The organism is Pseudomonas sp. GL-B-19 (assembly GCF_019956415.1).
Taxonomy (GTDB): domain Bacteria; phylum Pseudomonadota; class Gammaproteobacteria; order Pseudomonadales; family Pseudomonadaceae; genus Aquipseudomonas.
The window spans coordinates 1-17043 of record NZ_JAHBDK010000011.1 but is presented as its reverse complement, the minus strand read 5'-3'; the positions used below and the strand labels follow the sequence as shown (position 1 = coordinate 17043).

At 60.2% G+C, this 17043-nt stretch carries 17 protein-coding genes; 5 read left to right on the top strand and 12 right to left on the bottom strand.

Annotation, left to right across the window (positions count from 1 at the left end; translation table 11 throughout):
• Positions 1 to 10 precede the first annotated feature (10 nt).
• From KGB06_RS00965 to KGB06_RS00955, 3 genes are all read right to left on the bottom strand, one after another.
• Entirely contained in the window at positions 11 to 1360 is a 1350-nt protein-coding gene (locus KGB06_RS00965; RefSeq protein WP_223511294.1) for a diguanylate cyclase domain-containing protein, read from the bottom strand.
• A 17-nt stretch (positions 1361 to 1377) separates the two neighbouring features.
• Positions 1378 to 2016, bottom strand: coding sequence for a LysE family translocator (locus tag KGB06_RS00960; RefSeq protein ID WP_223511292.1), 639 nt, complete (start codon positions 2014 to 2016; stop codon positions 1378 to 1380).
• A gap of 66 nt (positions 2017 to 2082) precedes the next feature.
• Positions 2083 to 2994, bottom strand: coding sequence for a LysR substrate-binding domain-containing protein (locus KGB06_RS00955; protein ID WP_223511290.1), 912 nt, complete (start codon positions 2992 to 2994; stop codon positions 2083 to 2085).
• A 77-nt stretch (positions 2995 to 3071) separates the two neighbouring features.
• On the opposite strand from KGB06_RS00955, the gene KGB06_RS00950 reads away from it, so the two are divergent.
• Positions 3072 to 3560, top strand: a complete 489-nt coding sequence (locus KGB06_RS00950; RefSeq protein ID WP_223511289.1) for a DMT family transporter — start codon at positions 3072 to 3074, stop codon at positions 3558 to 3560.
• Between the two features lie 140 nt (positions 3561 to 3700).
• Here KGB06_RS00950 and KGB06_RS00945 read toward each other — a convergent pair whose 3' ends face one another.
• The 4 genes from KGB06_RS00945 to KGB06_RS00930 all read right to left on the bottom strand — a co-directional run bounded on the left by KGB06_RS00945 (position 3701) and on the right by KGB06_RS00930 (position 8461).
• Positions 3701 to 5032: an MFS transporter gene (locus KGB06_RS00945; protein ID WP_059406759.1), complete on the bottom strand. Its 1332-nt coding sequence runs from the start codon at positions 5030 to 5032 to the stop codon at positions 3701 to 3703.
• 167 nt (positions 5033 to 5199) lie between these two features.
• Positions 5200 to 6126, bottom strand: coding sequence for a hydroxymethylglutaryl-CoA lyase (locus KGB06_RS00940; RefSeq protein ID WP_223511287.1), 927 nt, complete (start codon positions 6124 to 6126; stop codon positions 5200 to 5202).
• The gene (locus KGB06_RS00935) at positions 6123 to 7316 is read right to left on the bottom strand and encodes a CaiB/BaiF CoA transferase family protein (protein WP_223511285.1); all 1194 of its coding nucleotides are present in this window, start codon (positions 7314 to 7316) and stop codon (positions 6123 to 6125) included. Before KGB06_RS00935 ends, KGB06_RS00940 begins: the two co-directional genes overlap by 4 nt.
• A gap of 236 nt (positions 7317 to 7552) precedes the next feature.
• The gene (locus tag KGB06_RS00930; protein WP_223511284.1) at positions 7553 to 8461 is read right to left on the bottom strand and encodes a LysR family transcriptional regulator; all 909 of its coding nucleotides are present in this window, start codon (positions 8459 to 8461) and stop codon (positions 7553 to 7555) included.
• A gap of 200 nt (positions 8462 to 8661) precedes the next feature.
• On the opposite strand from KGB06_RS00930, the gene KGB06_RS00925 reads away from it, so the two are divergent.
• The 3 genes from KGB06_RS00925 (at position 8662) to KGB06_RS00915 (ending at position 12173) form a co-directional block, all read left to right on the top strand.
• A complete protein-coding gene (locus KGB06_RS00925; RefSeq protein ID WP_223511283.1) occupies positions 8662 to 9897 on the top strand; it encodes an aminotransferase class I/II-fold pyridoxal phosphate-dependent enzyme in 1236 nt (411 codons plus the stop codon).
• 17 nt (positions 9898 to 9914) lie between these two features.
• Positions 9915 to 11084: a multidrug effflux MFS transporter gene (locus KGB06_RS00920; protein ID WP_223511282.1), complete on the top strand. Its 1170-nt coding sequence runs from the start codon at positions 9915 to 9917 to the stop codon at positions 11082 to 11084.
• A 69-nt stretch (positions 11085 to 11153) separates the two neighbouring features.
• Entirely contained in the window at positions 11154 to 12173 is a 1020-nt protein-coding gene (locus KGB06_RS00915) for a DUF4917 family protein (RefSeq protein WP_223511281.1), read from the top strand.
• Positions 12174 to 12247: 74 nt separating this feature from the next.
• On the opposite strand, the gene KGB06_RS00910 is transcribed toward KGB06_RS00915, so the two are convergent.
• From KGB06_RS00910 to KGB06_RS00900, 3 genes are all read right to left on the bottom strand, one after another.
• Positions 12248 to 12592 carry a YegP family protein gene (locus KGB06_RS00910; RefSeq protein ID WP_223511280.1) on the bottom strand — a complete coding sequence of 115 codons (345 nt, stop codon included), beginning with the start codon at positions 12590 to 12592 and terminating at the stop codon, positions 12248 to 12250.
• Between the two features lie 173 nt (positions 12593 to 12765).
• Entirely contained in the window at positions 12766 to 13071 is a 306-nt protein-coding gene (locus KGB06_RS00905; RefSeq protein ID WP_223511279.1) for a ribbon-helix-helix domain-containing protein, read from the bottom strand.
• Positions 13072 to 13085: 14 nt separating this feature from the next.
• Positions 13086 to 13667: a DJ-1/PfpI family protein gene (locus KGB06_RS00900; protein WP_223511278.1), complete on the bottom strand. Its 582-nt coding sequence runs from the start codon at positions 13665 to 13667 to the stop codon at positions 13086 to 13088.
• Positions 13668 to 13935: 268 nt separating this feature from the next.
• Here KGB06_RS00900 and KGB06_RS00895 point away from each other — a divergent pair, with 268 nt between their 5' ends.
• Complete coding sequence (locus KGB06_RS00895; RefSeq protein WP_223511277.1) at positions 13936 to 14826, top strand: DMT family transporter; 891 nt, start codon at positions 13936 to 13938, stop codon at positions 14824 to 14826.
• Positions 14827 to 14900: 74 nt separating this feature from the next.
• Here the strand turns inward: KGB06_RS00895 and KGB06_RS00890 are convergent, their stop codons facing one another.
• Both KGB06_RS00890 and KGB06_RS00885 read right to left on the bottom strand, forming a co-directional pair.
• The gene (locus KGB06_RS00890; RefSeq protein ID WP_223511276.1) at positions 14901 to 16115 is read right to left on the bottom strand and encodes a class I SAM-dependent methyltransferase; all 1215 of its coding nucleotides are present in this window, start codon (positions 16113 to 16115) and stop codon (positions 14901 to 14903) included.
• A 247-nt stretch (positions 16116 to 16362) separates the two neighbouring features.
• Positions 16363 to 16980, bottom strand: a complete 618-nt coding sequence (locus KGB06_RS00885) for a TPM domain-containing protein (RefSeq protein WP_223511439.1) — start codon at positions 16978 to 16980, stop codon at positions 16363 to 16365.
• Positions 16981 to 17043 lie beyond the last annotated feature (63 nt).

The window sequence follows — 17043 nt, the reverse complement described above, 5'->3', positions numbered from 1 at the left end:
CGGCGCAGTTTCAGACTTCGAGCCGCAGATGATGCTGGCGTTTGGCGGTGTACATGGCCTCGTCGGCATGCCTGAGCAACTGCTGTTCTTCGGTGCCGTGTTCGGGGAAATGAGCGACGCCGATGCTGATCTGGATGTTCAGGCTGTGCCCGTCCAGACGCAGCGGCTGCGCCAGGACCTGAAGTATTTTTTCCGACACACGGTCAGCGTCCTCCGAAGCGTGGATGCTGTGCAGCAGCACCACAAACTCGTCGCCGCCGATGCGTGCCACGGTGTCGGTTTCGCGTACGCAACCCTTCAGTCGATTGGCCACCGCTTGCAACAGCATGTCGCCCACCGTATGGCCGTGGGTGTCGTTGACGTCCTTGAAGCGATCAAGGTCGACGTACAGCAACGCCATGCACCCGCCATCTGCCCGAGCCAGCGCCAATGAAGCCTTGAGACGATCACGCAGCAGCCCGCGATTGGGCAGTTGAGTCAGCTGGTCGTACTGCGCCATTTGTTGCAGTCTGGCAAGCAATTGCTTGCGCTCGATGGCGGTCGCGACCTGAGCGCAGACGTATTGCAACAGTTCCTTGTCCTGCTCCGTGTAGCGCTCGCCCCCCGGCACGCTTTTGACGATGAGCGCGCCGATGGTGCCGTTTTTCGAGTTCAGTGGCACGCCCAGCCAGCACGGCGAATTCGGGCCTTCGACCGACATCTCGAAGCCTGCATGCGAATGGTCCTGTTCCGGGGACAGTAAAATCGGCTGACCGCTGCGGATCACTTCCGCACACAGGCGCCCGGTCATGGTGTCAGGCTGCTCGGGTTGCAGTTCATCGTCGTCGACGTGATAAGGGAAATTCAGCTGCGCGCAGTGTTCGTCATAAAGCGCCACGGAGAAATTCAGTGCGGGCAGCCATTCGCCGATGATCAAGTGAACGCGTTTGAACAGCGTCAGTAAATCTTCCGCTGTGTGGGCCGCCTCGGAGATCGCATACAACGCCGCTTGCCGGGATTCGGCCTGCTTGCGTTCGGTGATGTCCCGGGCCACGGCGATGCGCAACTGATCGACTTCCGACCAGCGTGCCGACCAGAGGATATGCACCACTTGGCCGTCCTTGCGCAGGTAGCGGTTTTCGAAGTTGAGTTTGGGCTCGCCGCCCATGATTTCCCGAGCGGCGTCGAGGGTGCGCTGGCGATCGGCAGGATGCACCAGATCAATCATCGACTGGCCGATCATTTCGTCGGGGGTGTAACCGAAAATGCGCTCGAAAGCCGCACTGACAAATACGAAGCGACCTTGCTTGTCGACCGCGCAAACGGCGTCCAGCAACAGATCGATGTAGCTCGCCAGCGGCGCGGAGTTTCTGTTTGCCATGGAGCCCTGCTCTAGATTCAAGCCTTGTTCGCGACCAACCCCGGCAAAGCGTGCGCCAGGGCGTTAATGGCAAAACCGATAAACATTACCCCGCACAACCGGGTGATCGCCAGTTCATGACGCTGATACAAGGTACGAACCTGCCGCGCACCGACGATGCCGATGAGAATAGCGTAGGCGATCAGGCCACCGACGAAGCTCAGGACTATCAACCAAGGCAACATCGACCAGTGCAGCAGTTCCGCGCGACTCGACAATAACGCCGTGAACGTGGCCACCGCCACCGGATAAGCCTTGGGATTGGTCAGGCCGAACAGAATGCCGTGCCAGAACGGCTGGCGAGCCGGGCCTTGAGGCGCCTCGGCACTGCTGTGTTTCGCCCGCACGGCGCGCAAACCGAGCCAGAACAAATAGAGGCCACTGAGCACGCCCAAGACATCGAACGCCGTGCTGCCGATTTCCCGCGCGCCGACAATCGCGATCAACGCGGTGCTGCACCAGACCACATCCCCGAGCAGATGCCCGCACAAGAACCCCGCCCCTGCCCGCCGACCGCGCGCAGCACCAATGCCGAACACCGCCAACACACCCGGCCCCGGCGTGATGCCGTAGATGAAGCCCGAGGCGAGAACAGCCATTAGCAGCGATGGAGTCATCGGGAAATCCTTTTGAACTGTTTGGTGAATGGGCGCCAGTCTATCCCAGCCCCCGCGCCACAATCATCAACTGCGCGCTATCCCGTCCTCAATCCGCCCATTCAACCAATTCAACGCCTGATCCCCGCCCCGCCGCTTGTGCCACACAAGCACAAACGTAAACGACGGAATATGAAACGGTGGCGGCACCACCACCAACGACCGCTCATCAACGTCGCGCAGTCCACGCGACGCCACAGTCAGAATCAAATCCGTGCCGCTGATGAATTCCGGCGCCACGCTCCAGTGCGGCAGGCTGATTGCCACGCGACGGCGTTCGCGCAATGCCGTCAGGGCCCGTTCGATTTCCGGGGTGCCGCTGCCGCGCATTTCCAGCAGGACATGCGGGCGGGCGAGGTAGGTTGGCAGGTCGAGGACTCCGTCAGCGGGCAGGCTGTTGCGGTCGACGAGGCAGGCGTAGTGCTCTTCGAATAGCGGGGTGCTGCGTAACTCGTTCGGCAACTCTGGAAAGACGCCCGCCGCGACGTCGATGTCGCCGTTGAGCACGCCATCAAGCATGCCTTCGCGGCTGGCGTGGCTGATTTGCAGGTCGATACCGGGCGCTTCCCGGCGCAAGGTTCGAATCAGCCCTGGCAAGACAATCGCGGCGCCGTAGTCCGACATGGCCAGGCGAAAGGTGCGCTTGGCGGTGGCCGGATCGAAGGTGTTCGGCGCCAACAGCGATTGCACCTGGGCCAGCGCTTCGGCCAGCGGGGCCACGAGCTCCAATGCTCGCGGCGTGGCAACGAGACCTGCACCCGCGCGCACCAGCAATGGATCGCCGAGAAGGTCACGCAATCGCGCCAGGGCATGGCTGACCGCCGGCTGACTCAAGTGCAGGCGCTCGGCGGCGCGGGTCACGTGCTGCTCGCTGAGCAAGGCGTCGAGGATTACCAACAGGTTAAGGTCGATGCGCCGTAGATCATTCATCTGATGCATGTTCTGGATAGCAATTTGGAATTTAAATCTGCGCGACGAATACTCTAGAGTCCAGCAAAACCTGTTGGAGAATGACCATGAGTACGTTGCATTGGGCCGGGTTGTTGCTGCTGGCCGTGATTGCCGGGGCGGTGGTGCCCTTTCAGAGCGCGATCAACGCCAACCTCACGCGCGGTTTGGGCCATCCGTTGTGGGCGACGCTCGCGTCATTGCTGGTGAGTATTGTGGTGTTGTTGCCGATTATTGTGGCGCTGCGTTTACCGTTGCCGTCGATGGGGTTTATCAGCAAGGCGCCGCTGTGGATGTGGGCCGGAGGGGCGTTTGGGGTGTGTTTCATTTCGTTGGCGCTGATGCTGCTGCCCAAGCTCGGGGCTTCGGGGTTTATTGCTTTGGCGCTGGCGGGACAGGTGGTGGCGTCGTTGGTACTGGATCACTTTGGGTTGTTTGGGTTGGTGGAACGGCAGATGACCTTGCCGCGGGTGTTGGGGGCGGTTTTTTTGATAGCCGGTGTGGCGCTTATTCAGTTCAGTGGGACGCCGGCCAAGGGATTGGTGACGGTGGGTTGAGGGGACAACTGACAGTGAGATATTGACTGTCAGGCCGCCATCGCGAGCAGGCTCGCTCCCACCTTTGATCGGCGGCGGGGCACAGATCGAGTGTGGGAGCGAGCCTGCTCGCGATGGCGGCCCATGCAGCACCGCAGATTTTAGAACTTGTCGAGCGTACGCAGCTTCTGCGGCAACCCCCACATCAACAACGCAACGGCGATCAGCGCGGCGACGCCGATTACGTAAAGCGCGGGAGTGGTGCTGCCGGTCAGGTCCTTTATCCGTCCGACCATTACCGGGCTGACGATGCCGCCGAACTGACCGAGGGTGTTGATCACCGCAATCCCGCCCGCCGCCCCTGCGCCGGCACCGGCCAGCAGTTTTGGCGGCAGGGTCCAGAAGCTTGGGATCGACGCGATGATCCCGGCGCCGAGCAAGCCCAGCGCAACAATCAGGAAGGTCGTGTGGTTGGCGAAGATCCCGGCGCAGAAGAACCCCACCGCGCCCACCGCCACCAGGCCTGCGACAAACTTGCGCCGCTCACCGGTCGAGTCTGACAACCGCCCGATCACCACCATGCTGATCGCGCCGCAGATGTAAGGGATGGCAGTCAGCAAACCGATCATCACCGGGCTTTCAGTGCCCGCACTGCGGATCAGTTGCGGGGCCCAGAAATTCAAACCGTAGGACGCCACTTGAATCAGGAAGTAGATCAGCCCCAGCGTCAGGAAACCCGGAATACGTAGCGCGGCGAGCAGCGAGCCGCCACTCTTGTGCGGTTCATGGTGCGCGATGCGGCTGGCCAGCAGCGTCTTCTCTGACGGCGTCAGCCAATGGGCGTCTTCGATGCGGTCCTTGAGCAACGTCAGCACCAGCAAGCCGAGGCCAATGCACGGCACGCCACCGAGCAGGAACAGCCAGTGCCAGCCGCGCATGTCGAGGAAGCCATCGAGGTGTTGCAGCACCAATCCGGAGAACGGTGCGCCGACCAGACCGGCAAACGCCGAGGACAGAAACAGCATCGACGTGATACGTCCGCGATAGTGCTGCGGGAACCACAGCGTCAGGTAATACAGGACTCCCGGCGCAAAACCGGCCTCCATCGCGCCAATCACAAAGCGCAGCGCGTAGAACTGCCATTCGCTGTTGACGAAGACCATGGCAGCAGTGGCGAGGCCCCAGGACATCATGATCCGGGCGATCCAGCGTCGCGCGCCGACCTTGTACAACATCATGTTGCTTGGCACTTCGAATATCACGTAACCGACCACAAACAGCCCGGCGCCGAGGCCGTAAGCGGTGTCGCTCAGGCTCAGGTCGGTTTGCAGCTGGAACTTGGCGAAGCTGATGTTGATGCGATCGAAAAACGCGAACAGGTAGCAGACCATGATCAGCGGCATCAGGCGCCAGGCGACCTTGCTGACCAGGGCTTTTTCTTCGTCGTGGCTAACGGACGGGCTCGCACCCGCCTCCAGTACATTGAGGCTCATGATGATTCTCCAGGCGGACTTCCCGTGGGTGTCCGATTGTTTTTGTTGTCTGGTTGAGATGTGTAGGAGCCGAGCTTGCTCGCGATAGCGGTGGTTCAGTCGACATCAATGTTGGATGTGACTCTGTCATCGCGAGCAAGCTCGGCTCCTACAGGGGTTCGGTGTGGTCAGGAAGGGCTTGGATGCAGGTCACAATTGCGTCCGGCCTTGGCCAGTTGACCGGGCACTTCATGGCCCAGCAGCGCGGGCAATCCTCGGGACAAGCGCAGCAGCAGCGGCAGATCGATGCCGGTGTGGATGCCGATTTCATCGCACAGGTTGACCAAGTCTTCGGTACAAATATTGCCCGAAGCACCCGGTGCGAACGGGCAACCACCGAGCCCGCCAAGCGCCGCGTCGAACCTTCGGGCTCCGGCCTCGTAGGCCGCCAGCACGTTGCACAAGCCAAGGCCGCGGGTGTTGTGGAAATGCAGGGTCAAATCCACGGGCGAAACCCGTTGCAGGACTCGACGGACCAGGCGGTCAACCTGTCGTGGATTGGCCATGCCGGTGGTGTCGGCCAGGGTAATGCCTTGAATCCCGAGTTCCTGATAGGCATCGACGATTTGCAGCACGCGATCCTCATCAATCTTGCCTTCGAACGGGCAGCCAAACGTGGTGGCGATGCTGCCGTTGAGTCGCACCTGCGTGCCCTTTACGTAGCGCACAATCTCGCCGAACGCGGCCAACGAGTCTTCGCAACGCATGCGCATGTTTGCCAGGTTGTGAGTCTGGCTGGCGGACATCACCAGGTTCAGCTCATCGGCTTGCGTCGCCAATGCCCGTTGCGCGCCCTTGAGATTGGGGATCAACGCGACGTAGATCACCCCCGGTTGCCGGGTGATGCCCTTGAACACCGACTCGCCATCGCGTAACGCTGGAATGGCTTTGGGCGACACGAACGAGCCGGCTTCGATGCGGCTGAAACCGGCCAGCGACAGCTGATCGATCAGGGCAATCTTGTCGGCGGTTTCGACCCACGTCGGCTCAATCTGCAAACCGTCGCGCGGTGAGACTTCCTGAACGATCAGGGTTTGGGAAAAGTCAGTGATCATTGCACCACCCCTTCAGTTTTCAGGCGTTCAATGTCGGAGTCCGTCAGGCCCAACCCAGCGAGAATCCCGTCGGTGTGCTGGCCCAGGCTTGGTCCCGACCAGTTCACCTCTCCGGGGGTTTCCGAAAGCTTTGGCACGATACCCGGCATCTTCACTTTGGCGCCGCCCGGCAGGTCGGCACTGAGCAACATGTCTCGCGCCTGATAATGCGGATCGGCGACGATGTCGGCCACCGAATAGATGCGCCCGGCGGGGACTTCGGCAGCTTCCAGCGCCGACAACACAGCGTCGATTGGCAGGCTGCTGGTCCAGTGGGTGATCGCGGCGTCGAGCACATTACTTTTCAATGCACGGCCATCGTTATGGGCGAATTCCGCTGCATCAGCCAGATCCCGCCGACCGATGACCTCCATCAAGCGCTTGAAGATCGGGTCGCTGTTGCCGGCAATCACCACATAAGCGCCATCGGCCGTCAGGTAGGTATTGGACGGAGCGATGCCCGGCAAGGCGCCACCGCTGCGCTCACGGACATGGCCGAGCATGTCGTATTCCGGCACCAGGCTTTCCATGACATTGAACACGCTTTCGGCCAGCGACACATCGACCACTTGCCCTCCGCCCTGCCCGGTCTTGACCCGCAGCAACGACATCAAGGCGCCGATCACCGCATGCAGCGACGCGAGGGAATCGCCGAGGCTGACGCCCACCCGCGCTGGCGGTGAACCGGGGGTGCCAGTGGTGTAGCGGATCCCGCCCATGGCCTCGCCGATCGCACCGAAACCCGGCCGATCACGGTAGGGGCCGGTCTGGCCATAACCGGAAATCCGCACCAGCGTCAGATTGGGATTGAGGGCGTGCAAAACGTCCCAGCCCAAGCCGAGTTTTTCCAGGGCGCCGGGGCGCAGGTTTTCGATCAGCACGTCGGCACTGGTCGCCAGTTGCTTGACCAGTTCGATGCCTTCAGGGGATTTGAGGTTGAGCGCCAGCGACTTCTTATTGCGCGATTGCAGGTACCACCACAGCGACGTGCCTTCGTGCAGTTTTCGCCACTTGCGCAGGGGATCGCCCTGGCCCATGGCTTCGATTTTGATCACCTCGGCGCCGAACTCGGCAAGCATGCGCGCGGCAAAGGGTGCGGCGATCAGCGTGCCGATCTCGATCACTTTGATGGCGCTCAGTGGGGCAGTCATCGCGGGGTACCTCTTGTTCTTGGAATATGAGCCAAGGCTAGAGGAGCGAGGGGTGAGGAATCCAACCTTCAGTTGGCAACGGGCGTTCGTGAAATGCGAACGCAATGGAAGATTGCCGCGACCTCAGGTCAGTCATCGCGAGCAGGCTCGCTCCCACACTGGATCTGCGGCGTCCACAAATCCCCTGTAGGAGTGAGCCTGCTCGCGATGAGGCCAGCACAATCAACAAAGAAATATCAGCCCGCCCCCCGCAACTGCTCAAACAACATCCGACTCACCGGCGACAACCCCGCTTCATCCCGCACCACAATGATCAACGCCCGATCCGACCACTCATCTGTCAACGGCACAGCGTGCAACCCCAACGCCCGGCCAAACAACTCATAAGCCTTTTGCGGCAAAATCCCGATGCCCATATTGGCCTGGACCATCCGGCACATTGCATCGAAACCCGGCACATGAATGCGCAACCGCAGCACTTTGCCCGCCTGACGCGCCGCCGCATGGGTGCGCATGTTGATCGAACTGGCAGCATGCAAACCGACGTAATCGCTGTCCAGCGTGTCCGCAAACGCCAGGTTCGAATGGCTCGCCAACGGATGATCAGGCAGCATCAACACCACCAGCTTGTCCTGCCGGTACAGCACGCTGTGCAGCCCCTTGATGTCGCTGTCGATGGAGCAAATGCCAAGGTCCGCCACGCCGTCCAGCACCCCCTGAATCACCCCGCCGCTGGGCCGTTCTTCAAGGTCGGTCTTGACCTGCGGATGACGCTCGGAAAAGTCCCGCAAGTCCTCGGGCAAAAACTGAATGATCGCCGACAGGTTGGCGAGCATGCGTACATAGCCGCGAATGCCGTGGCTGTGTTCGCCCAGTTCAAGGCCCATTTTCTCAACGTTGAACAGCATCTGCCGGGCATGGTGCAGCAAGGTTTCGCCGGCCGGCGTCAGGGTCATGCCTTTGGCCTGGCGCACGAACAGACTGATCCCCAGCGCCTCTTCCAGCTCCATCAAGCGCTTGCTGGCTGCTGACACAGCGATGGCTTCACGCGCGGCGGCACGGGTCAGCGTGCCCTCTTCGTGGACAGCAACGAACAGCTGGAGGGTGATCAGGTCGAGACGGCGGATCAGGCTTTTTTGCAGCATGGAGGGCTCGATGACTTCTGCGCGGCTGAATGGGCAGGATAACCGGGTTTTGCCCCACATCCACACAGCCATCGCCCTACACATAAATCTCTTGTAACACTCAACCGAAGCGGAAACGGCCGATTCAGCGTCAATGTCGCATTCTGTAAAGTCTGGCAACACACACGGACGGCTTCACCACTCAAGGACAGACACTTCAAATGGACCAGACAACGCACGCGGCAAATACCTACACCAACTATCGAAAACTGATCGCGCTATCCGATCACGACTGGGAAACCGCAGAAGCCGGGAAAGTCGCGGGACTGAATGTCGACATCAGAAGCAGCAACCGCATGGTTGACCAGCACGGACGCGCGTTTCATCACTTCTGCACCAGCTCATACCTGGGCCTGGATCACCATCCCGATCTGCTCGACGGCGCCATGACCACCTTGTGGGAAACCGGCACCCTGCGCGTCGCCAACTCAAAAAACCGCTGCAAACTGGCGATCCACGAGCAGTACGATACCGAACTGTCAGCGATGTTCGGCGCCACTTGCCTGAGCACCTTGTCGTGCAGCGCGGCGAGTGCCGGCATCCTGCCGCTGCTGGCCAGCGGCGTGTTCACCGAAAACCGGCCGCCGGTGATGGTGTTTGACCGATTGGCGCACTACTCGATGCATCACCTCAAAGCCGCCTGCGCCGATGAAACCAGGGTCGTGACCAGTCCGCACAACGACATGGATTTTCTGGAAACCCAGTGCCAGCAAAACACCAGGGTCGCGTATGTTGCCGACGGTGCGTACAGCATGGGCGGGGTCGCCGACCTGGACAGTCTTTTGTACCTGAAGGACCGTTATGGGTTGTTTCTCTACCTCGACGACTCCCACGCGCTGTCTGCCGTTGGCACATTCGGTGCCGGCCTGGTGCGCCCCAGGTTTCAGGCCCTGGAAGATGACGGCCTGATCGTTGCCTCATTGGCCAAATCGTTTGGCGCCAGCGGCGGGCTGGTGATGCTGGGCAATGAACGGCAGAAAAAGCTGATTCAACGCTACGGCGGCCCCAGTAATTGGTCGCAAAGCCTGAACAGCGCGGCCATCGGTGCAGGTAGAGCTTCCATCCAGTTGCATCAAACGCCGGCCTTTGCCGCGTTGCAGGAAAAACTTCAGGTTAATATCCGGCTCTTTGACAGCCTGATCCGAACCGCACAGCACGGCAGCAACATGCCAATTCGATTGATCCACTGCGGTGAAGCGGTGCTGGCCAACCGCATCGCCATCGCATTGGCCAATCTCGGTTTCTTCACCTCGGCGGTGTTTTTTCCGGTGGTCGCACAAGGCAAGGCTGCTCTGAGAATCACTTTGCGGGCGGACATGGAACCGATGCTGATCCGCCACTTTTGTGAGCTCGTCACTGAGCTTTTATGCACACCCGCCGGGGTCGTCGGCGACTGAACACCAGGGAAGATGTCATGAAGAGCAGCACCACCCTCCTCGTCACTTGCAGCACGGTTTTTCTCGCTCAACTGGGCATGAGCATTTACCTGCCGGCGCTGCCGGAAATGGCTCGGTATTTGTCAGCCGACGCCTCGCAGGTGTCCTGGGGGTTGGCGGTGTACTTGATCGGGATGGCGCTGCCGATGTTGTTCTGGGGCAGCCTTGGTCAGCGCATCGGTCGCAAGCCGGTATTGCTCGCGGCGCTGGGCATTTATGGGCTGGGCAACCTTGCACTGCCGCTGGGCCAGACACTTGAATCGTTCCTGATGATTCGACTGATTCAGGGCATCGGTGCCAGCGGAATTTCGGTGATGGCCCGGGTGCTGATCCGCGACAGCTTCCGCGGCGATCTGCTGGCTAAGGCGTTGTCGTGGATTTCGATTTCATTTGTGGTGGCGCTGGGAATCGGCCAGTACTTGGGGTCGGTTATTCAGGTGGCGCTGGGCTGGTCAGCGATCTTCTATCTGTTAGGGGGCGCGAGCCTGTTGATGGCGACGGTTGTGGCGCGGGTCCCGTTTGCGCTGCTGACCGAGGACAATGTGCAGTCGTCCGCATGGCCGAGTTACGGGCGCATTCTGCGCGATCGTGCCTTCCTGCTGCCGGCCCTCACCGGCGGCCTCGGTTATGGGGTGATCGTCGCCTTCAACACCGCCGCGCCGTTGATTCTGCAAGGTCCGTTCAATTGGTCGGCTGTGGAATACGGGCTGCTGGGCTGGCCGATCAGCGCGGCATATTTTTTGGGGGCGTTGGGGGTCAATGGCTTGGTACTGCGCACCGGTCAGCGCCGATTGATGTCGGCCGGCGTCGGACTGGTACTGGCCGGCAGCGCGGTGATGTTATTGGGCAGCGTCACCGGCACAGCCATTGCGCTGCTGTTCTGGTTGCCCTATTGCGTGGCGGTGTTCGGGCAATCGCTGACCTACCCGATCAGCCTGTCGCTGGCTAACGACGGCTCACCGGTCGGCGGCGCTTATGCGATGGCCCTGAGCGGCTTTATTCATCAACTGATGGCTGCCGTGATTGGCGCGATTGCCAGCCTGATTGCCAGTCCGCAGGCGTGGCCACTGTCGCTGTTGTGCACGTTGCTGGCGGTGGGCGCGATGCTCTGCGTGATGCTCGCGCCGGGTCGCCAACCTACATGTTGATCTGACTCGACGCCCGGCCGTGATAAAGTCGCCGCCCATTAGCCCCTTTGCTTCGAGACGACCACCGCAATGACCGATTTCCAGGATGTTGATGCCCAACTTGAAGACTGGAACGCCTTGCGCGCCACCGCCTCGTTCAGCGGCTTGCTGGTAGGCAACGGCGCCAGCCGCGCCGTGTGGGACGATTTTGGTTACGACTCGCTGTTCGAGAATGCACGCACCGTCGAAGAAAAACCCCTGAGCCAATCCGAGCTGAGCGTGTTCGAGGCGATGCAGACGCGCAGTTTCGAACAAGTCCTGAGCGCGCTGAAAACCACCAGCCGGGTCAACAAGGCGTTGGCTGTCAGCTCCGCCGCACCGCGCAATCGTTATTACGCGATCAAGGAAGCGCTGATCAACACCGTGCACGCCGTGCATATTCCATGGCGGCTGGTGGTGCCTTCGACCCTGGCGATTATTAGCCAGGAACTGGGCAACTATCGGACGGTGTTCACCACTAACTATGACTTGCTTAATTACTGGTCCATCCAGCATCAGCCAGACGCGATCACCGACCTGTTCCAGGGCACCGAGCCGGGCTTTGACCTGAGCGTCACGGCGACCGAGAAAACCCGTTTGTTGTACCTGCACGGTGGTTTGCATCTGGTGCGAAACCAGGACGGCACAGCGCGTAAATTGATGTCGACCGAGGGCACGTTGCTCGGCAGTTTCGCGATCAACAATACGATCAAGACGCTGGATGACGTGCCGCTGTTTGTGAACGAAGGGCCGGCGCAGGACAAGCTCAAGACGATTCGCAGCTCGGATTATCTGTCGTTTTGTTATGACCAGTTATTGGGGCATGGCGACGGGTTGTGCGTTTTTGGTCATGCGTTGGGCGAGCAGGACAGTCATATCGTTCATGCGCTACGCCAGGCAAAACCAACCGTGGTGGCGATCTCGATTTATCCGCGCAGCAAAGCGTTTATTCAGCATCAGAAGCGGCATTACGCGAAGGTGTTTGAGGGGACGGGATCGCAATTGCGGTTTTTTGATTCGAAGACGCATGTGCTGGGTAGTCCGAAGCTGACTGTTCCAGTCGAGGTTTAGTGCCGGAGCGGCTGCCGCCATCGTCGGATCGCCGCCCGGAGCCGGCTCGCTCCCACAATAGGTTATCGGTGTGTTTAGAGCACCGGCAAGGTCTTGTCCTTGATTACCGTGGTCGGCCCGTTGGCCTTGACACTGGCGATGCCTTTTTCCCGTGCGGCATCGGAGGAATAGGCTTCGCTGCTGCCGATGATTTCGTGGTTGGCGGCTTTGAGGTTGAAGTAAGGATGGCCATCCTTGGTGGTCTTTTTCTCGTAGCGTTCATCCAGCGGACTGTTCTTTTGCACCGAGGCAATGCCGTTGTCGGCCGCGCTGCGGGTGGTGTAATGCTCGCTGGACAGAATGGTTTCGGTATTGGCCGCCTTCAAGACAAACCGAAACTGGCCGCTGCTGGTTTTGCTCACTTCATACCATCCGGACATGCTCTTTCTCCTTGGCAATTGAGAGGCTTCGCGCTTCAGAGTAAAGACCAGCCAGGGAAATCTGTCGCCTGTTCCGGCCCCTTCGCGGGCAAGCCACGCTCCTACAGTGTATTTGCGTGTATCAGTCCATTGTGGGAGCGGGCTTGCCCGCGAAGGGGTCAACATGGTCTGCGCTACTTCACCACCGACCGAACCACTGACAACTCCGGCGCAACCACCCGCCGCTGACTCAGATAGCGCATACAACTCACCCGCAAAAACGACGCAAAATTCACCACTTCCCCGCGATAATCCATCACCTCCTCATAGAGCTTGGCGATCAACTGATTAGTGGTCATACCGTCGACTTCGGCGATTTCGCTGAGGATGTCCCAAAACTGATTCTCCAGCCGCAGGGTGGTGACCACCCCGCAGATGCGCAGCGAGCGGGAGCGCGATTCGTAGAGGATCGGATCGGCCTTGACGTAGAGCTCGCACATGGACAAGTCCCTCGTTACAGCGTGATTTTGGTACCCAGCAACCCGAGAAAACCGGCGAGCCAGCTCGGGTGCGCCGGCCAGGCCGGGGCGGTGGCCAGATTGCCTTGAACATGGCCCTGCGTCACCGGGATGTCGATGAACGTACCGCCGGCCAGTCGCACTTCCGGGGCACAGGCCGGGTAAGCGCTGCACTCGCGTCCTTCGAGAACGCCGGCCGCCGCCAGCAATTGCGCGCCATGGCACACGGCAGCAATCGGCTTGCCGGCCTTGTCGAATGCTCGCACCAAACCCAAAACTTTTTCATTCAGGCGCAGGTATTCCGGCGCACGGCCGCCGGGGATCAGCAGCGCGTCGTAGTCGGCTTCAGCGACTTTTGCGAAGTCGAAGTTCAGGGCGAACAAGTGGCCGGGCTTTTCGCTGTAGGTCTGGTCGCCTTCAAAATCGTGGATCGCCGTGCGCACGGTCTGGCCCGCGGTTTTGTCCGGGCAAACGGCGTGGACGGTATGACCGACCATCAGCAGTGCCTGGAACGGCACCATCACTTCGTAGTCTTCGACGTAATCGCCGACCAGCATCAGGATTTTTTTAGCAGCCATGGGGAGGACTCCTCTGGGGGACATTCGCAGGAGTATTCAAGGTAGTCCTTATCCGCGGGGTCGGGTAATAACCTGCTACTACCGCGTTATCGTTCATCGCGAGCAGGCTCGCTCCCACCGTTGATCGCATTCCAATGTGGGAGCGAGCCTGCTCGCGAAGGGGCCCTCAAACTGTACGGATAACTCTGCGCCTAGCTGTAACAGCGCAGTCGGCGCAGTTTGTGGCTAGATGAAAACTCTTCCCCCACTCTGAATTCTGGTTGCCATCATGTCCTCGCGCGAAAACACCGGCATGGCCCTCGGCCTGCTCGGTGTTGTGATCTTCAGCCTCACCCTGCCCTTCACACGAATCGTCGTGCAGGAACTGCATCCGCTGCTCAATGGCCTCGGCCGGGCTCTGTTTGCAGCGGTGCCAGCAGCGATACTGTTGCTGTGGCGTCGGGAGAAATGGCCAACCTGGAAACAGGTCAAAGGCCTGACATTGGTGATCGCCGGGGTCATTCTGGGTTTTCCGGTGTTGTCGGCGTGGGCCATGCAAACCTTGCCGGCATCCCATGGCGCCTTGGTCAATGGTCTGCAACCACTGTGCGTGGCGCTGTACGCCGCGTGGTTGTCCCACGAACGCCCCTCAAAAGCCTTCTGGGCCTGCGCCGCGCTGGGCAGTGCGTTGGTGCTCGGTTATGCGCTGATCAGCGGTGCGGGCAGCATTCAGGCCGGTGATTTGCTGATGCTCGGGGCGATTGCGGTGGGTGGTTTGGGTTACGCCGAGGGCGGACGCCTGGCCAAGGAGATGGGCGGCTGGCAGGTGATCTGCTGGGCGCTGGTGCTGTCGACGCCGCTGTTGATCGGGCCGGTGGTGTACCTGGCGCTACAACATCAGGGCGAGATTTCGGCCAAGACCTGGTGGGCGTTTGGTTACGTTTCGCTGTTTTCGCAATTCATCGGCTTCTTCGCCTGGTACGCCGGGCTGGCCATGGGTGGGATTGCTCGGGTCAGCCAGATTCAGCTGCTGCAGATCTTCTTCACCATCGCCTTCTCGGCACTATTCTTCGGCGAACACATCGAGCCGATCACCTGGCTGTTTGCTGCCGGGGTGATTGTTACCGTCATGTTGGGCCGCAAGACCGCGGTTAAACCCGCACGCATTGCCACCGCCTAAACTGTAGGAGCCCGGCTTGCCGGCGATGGCGTACTCGAAATCGCCATCGCCGGCAAGCCGGGCTCCTACAGTGTTTAGAGGTAGCCGTCGGCTCGGAGCAGGGTTTCGAGACAGTGTTCGCTGATGTGGTAGAAATCCTTAAGCTCCTGAATCTTCACCAACAGCTGGGCCGAGTCCACCGGCTCGGCGCGTTTGACCGCCAGGATCATCTTGTTCTTGTTGGTGTGGTCCAACGAGATGAACTCGAACACTTTGGTTTCATAACCGCAGGCTTCGAGGAACAACGCGCGCAAACTGTCGGTGACCATTTCTGCTTGCTGACCCAGATGCAGACCGTATTGCAGCATCGGCTTGAGCAGTGCCGGACTCTGGATTTGCAGGCGGATCTGTTTGTGGCAGCACGGCGAACACATGATGATTGAGGCGCCGGAACGGATGCCGGTGTGGATCGCGTAGTCGGTGGCGATGTCGCAGGCATGCAGCGCGATCATCACATCCAGCTCGCTCGGCGCCACGCTGCGCACGTCACCGCACTTGAACACCAGCCCCGGATGCTCAAGCTTCGCGGCGGCGGCGTTGCACAGGTTGACCATTTCTTCGCGCAGCTCGACGCCCGTTACCACGCCTTCGGCGTTCAAGGTGTTGCGCAGGTAGTCGTGGATGGCGAACGTCAGGTAACCCTTGCCTGAACCGAAATCCGCCACCTGTACCGGCTTGTCCAGCACCAGCGGTGAGGTGGTTAGCGCATGGCTGAAAACCTCGATGAACTTGTTGATCTGCTTCCACTTGCGCGACATCGCCGGGATCAGCTCGTGCTTGCTATTGGTCACACCGAGGTCGGCGAGGAACGGCCGGCTCAGGTCGAGGAAGCGATTTTTCTCGCGGTTGTGCTCGGCGGACGGCACTTCACGCAATTGCTGAGGTTTGCTCTTGAACAGCGAAGACTTGCCCTTTTTGCTGTATTCAAGCTGGGCTTCGTCGGTCAATGACAATAAATGCGCATTTTTGAACGAGACTGGCAGCAACGCAGCGATGGTCGCGACGCCCTCTTCAAGCGGCAAGTTTTTGGTGATGTCACGGGTTTTGTAGCGGTAGACGAAGGACAGGCAAGGCTGATCCTTGACCGTCAGTTGCTTGATGATCAGGCGCTGCAAATCCACTTCAGTGCCGACGTACTTGGCCAGCACCAGCTTAATGAAGGCGTTGGCGTCGAGGCTGGTTTGCAGCAGGTCGATGAACTGGGCGTGGTGATCCGGCGCGAGGCTGGCGGGAGTGACGGTGACAGACATGGAAAAAACGGCCTCGGGTGGTGCGGATCGGGGAATGGCGGGTATTTTAGGGGGGATGGCCGTTCGGGACACGCAGTTATTTACCGAACGGTGCGATCTGTAGCAGCTGGCGCAGCCTGCGTCCGGCTGCGCAGCAGTCATAAAACCGGCATGCTTGGTTTACCTGAAAGACCGCAGCGCCTGAATTCACGACTGCTACGCAGCCGAACGCAGGCTTCGCCAGCTGCTACAGGGAATGAGTTGCGGCTTAGCCCAACACCACCAACCGGTTCGGCAACTCATTCCTCTCCTGCGTTACCGGCACATGCACTTTGAGCAACTCGCCACATGCCTCGATGCAGGTCACGAACCCTTGCAACGTCTGTCCCTGCTTCACCTGCTGGGTAAACGCCGCAACTATCGCGTCCCAGTTCTTGTTGTCCAGCCGTCTGGAAATCCCTTCATCCACCAGGATCTCCACATAGCGCTCCGCCTCGCAGACAAAAATCAGCATCCCGGTGCTGCCGACCGTGTGGTGCAGGTTCTGCTCCAGAAATTGCCGGCGCGCCAGGTTCGAGGCGCGCCAATGCCGCACCGAGCGCGGGACCAGGTGCGTGGTGACTTTTGGAAGGCGGAACACCAGGCACAGCACGATAAAGGTGATCCATTGCACCAGCAGCAAACTGTGCAGGGTCAGCCAGCCGGTCAGGTAATGCACGATCCCCGGCACCATCAGCGCCAGCAGGCTGGCCCACAGCAGCGGGATGTACGCATAGTCGTCGGCGCGGGCGGCAAGCACAGTCACCAGTTCGGCGTCGGTGTCGCGCTCGACCCGGGCAATCGCCTCGGCGACTTTGCGTTGTTCGTGTTCTGTCAGTAACGCCATGTTTAAAAGTGCCTGCTCATTATTGTTATCACCAGCCGCCCGACGAACCGCCGCCCCCGAAAC

Coding starts and splice junctions, on each gene's coding strand:
- KGB06_RS00965 (WP_223511294.1), bottom strand. CDS start 1,360: ATGGCAAACAGAAACTCCGCGCCGCTGGCGAGCTACATCGATCTGTTG.
- KGB06_RS00960 (WP_223511292.1), bottom strand. CDS start 2,016: ATGACTCCATCGCTGCTAATGGCTGTTCTCGCCTCGGGCTTCATCTAC.
- KGB06_RS00955 (WP_223511290.1), bottom strand. CDS start 2,994: ATGCATCAGATGAATGATCTACGGCGCATCGACCTTAACCTGTTGGTA.
- KGB06_RS00950 (WP_223511289.1), top strand. CDS start 3,072: ATGAGTACGTTGCATTGGGCCGGGTTGTTGCTGCTGGCCGTGATTGCC.
- KGB06_RS00945 (WP_059406759.1), bottom strand. CDS start 5,032: ATGAGCCTCAATGTACTGGAGGCGGGTGCGAGCCCGTCCGTTAGCCAC.
- KGB06_RS00940 (WP_223511287.1), bottom strand. CDS start 6,126: ATGATCACTGACTTTTCCCAAACCCTGATCGTTCAGGAAGTCTCACCG.
- KGB06_RS00935 (WP_223511285.1), bottom strand. CDS start 7,316: ATGACTGCCCCACTGAGCGCCATCAAAGTGATCGAGATCGGCACGCTG.
- KGB06_RS00930 (WP_223511284.1), bottom strand. CDS start 8,461: ATGCTGCAAAAAAGCCTGATCCGCCGTCTCGACCTGATCACCCTCCAG.
- KGB06_RS00925 (WP_223511283.1), top strand. CDS start 8,662: ATGGACCAGACAACGCACGCGGCAAATACCTACACCAACTATCGAAAA.
- KGB06_RS00920 (WP_223511282.1), top strand. CDS start 9,915: ATGAAGAGCAGCACCACCCTCCTCGTCACTTGCAGCACGGTTTTTCTC.
- KGB06_RS00915 (WP_223511281.1), top strand. CDS start 11,154: ATGACCGATTTCCAGGATGTTGATGCCCAACTTGAAGACTGGAACGCC.
- KGB06_RS00910 (WP_223511280.1), bottom strand. CDS start 12,592: ATGTCCGGATGGTATGAAGTGAGCAAAACCAGCAGCGGCCAGTTTCGG.
- KGB06_RS00905 (WP_223511279.1), bottom strand. CDS start 13,071: ATGTGCGAGCTCTACGTCAAGGCCGATCCGATCCTCTACGAATCGCGC.
- KGB06_RS00900 (WP_223511278.1), bottom strand. CDS start 13,667: ATGGCTGCTAAAAAAATCCTGATGCTGGTCGGCGATTACGTCGAAGAC.
- KGB06_RS00895 (WP_223511277.1), top strand. CDS start 13,936: ATGTCCTCGCGCGAAAACACCGGCATGGCCCTCGGCCTGCTCGGTGTT.
- KGB06_RS00890 (WP_223511276.1), bottom strand. CDS start 16,115: ATGTCTGTCACCGTCACTCCCGCCAGCCTCGCGCCGGATCACCACGCC.
- KGB06_RS00885 (WP_223511439.1), bottom strand. CDS start 16,980: ATGGCGTTACTGACAGAACACGAACAACGCAAAGTCGCCGAGGCGATT.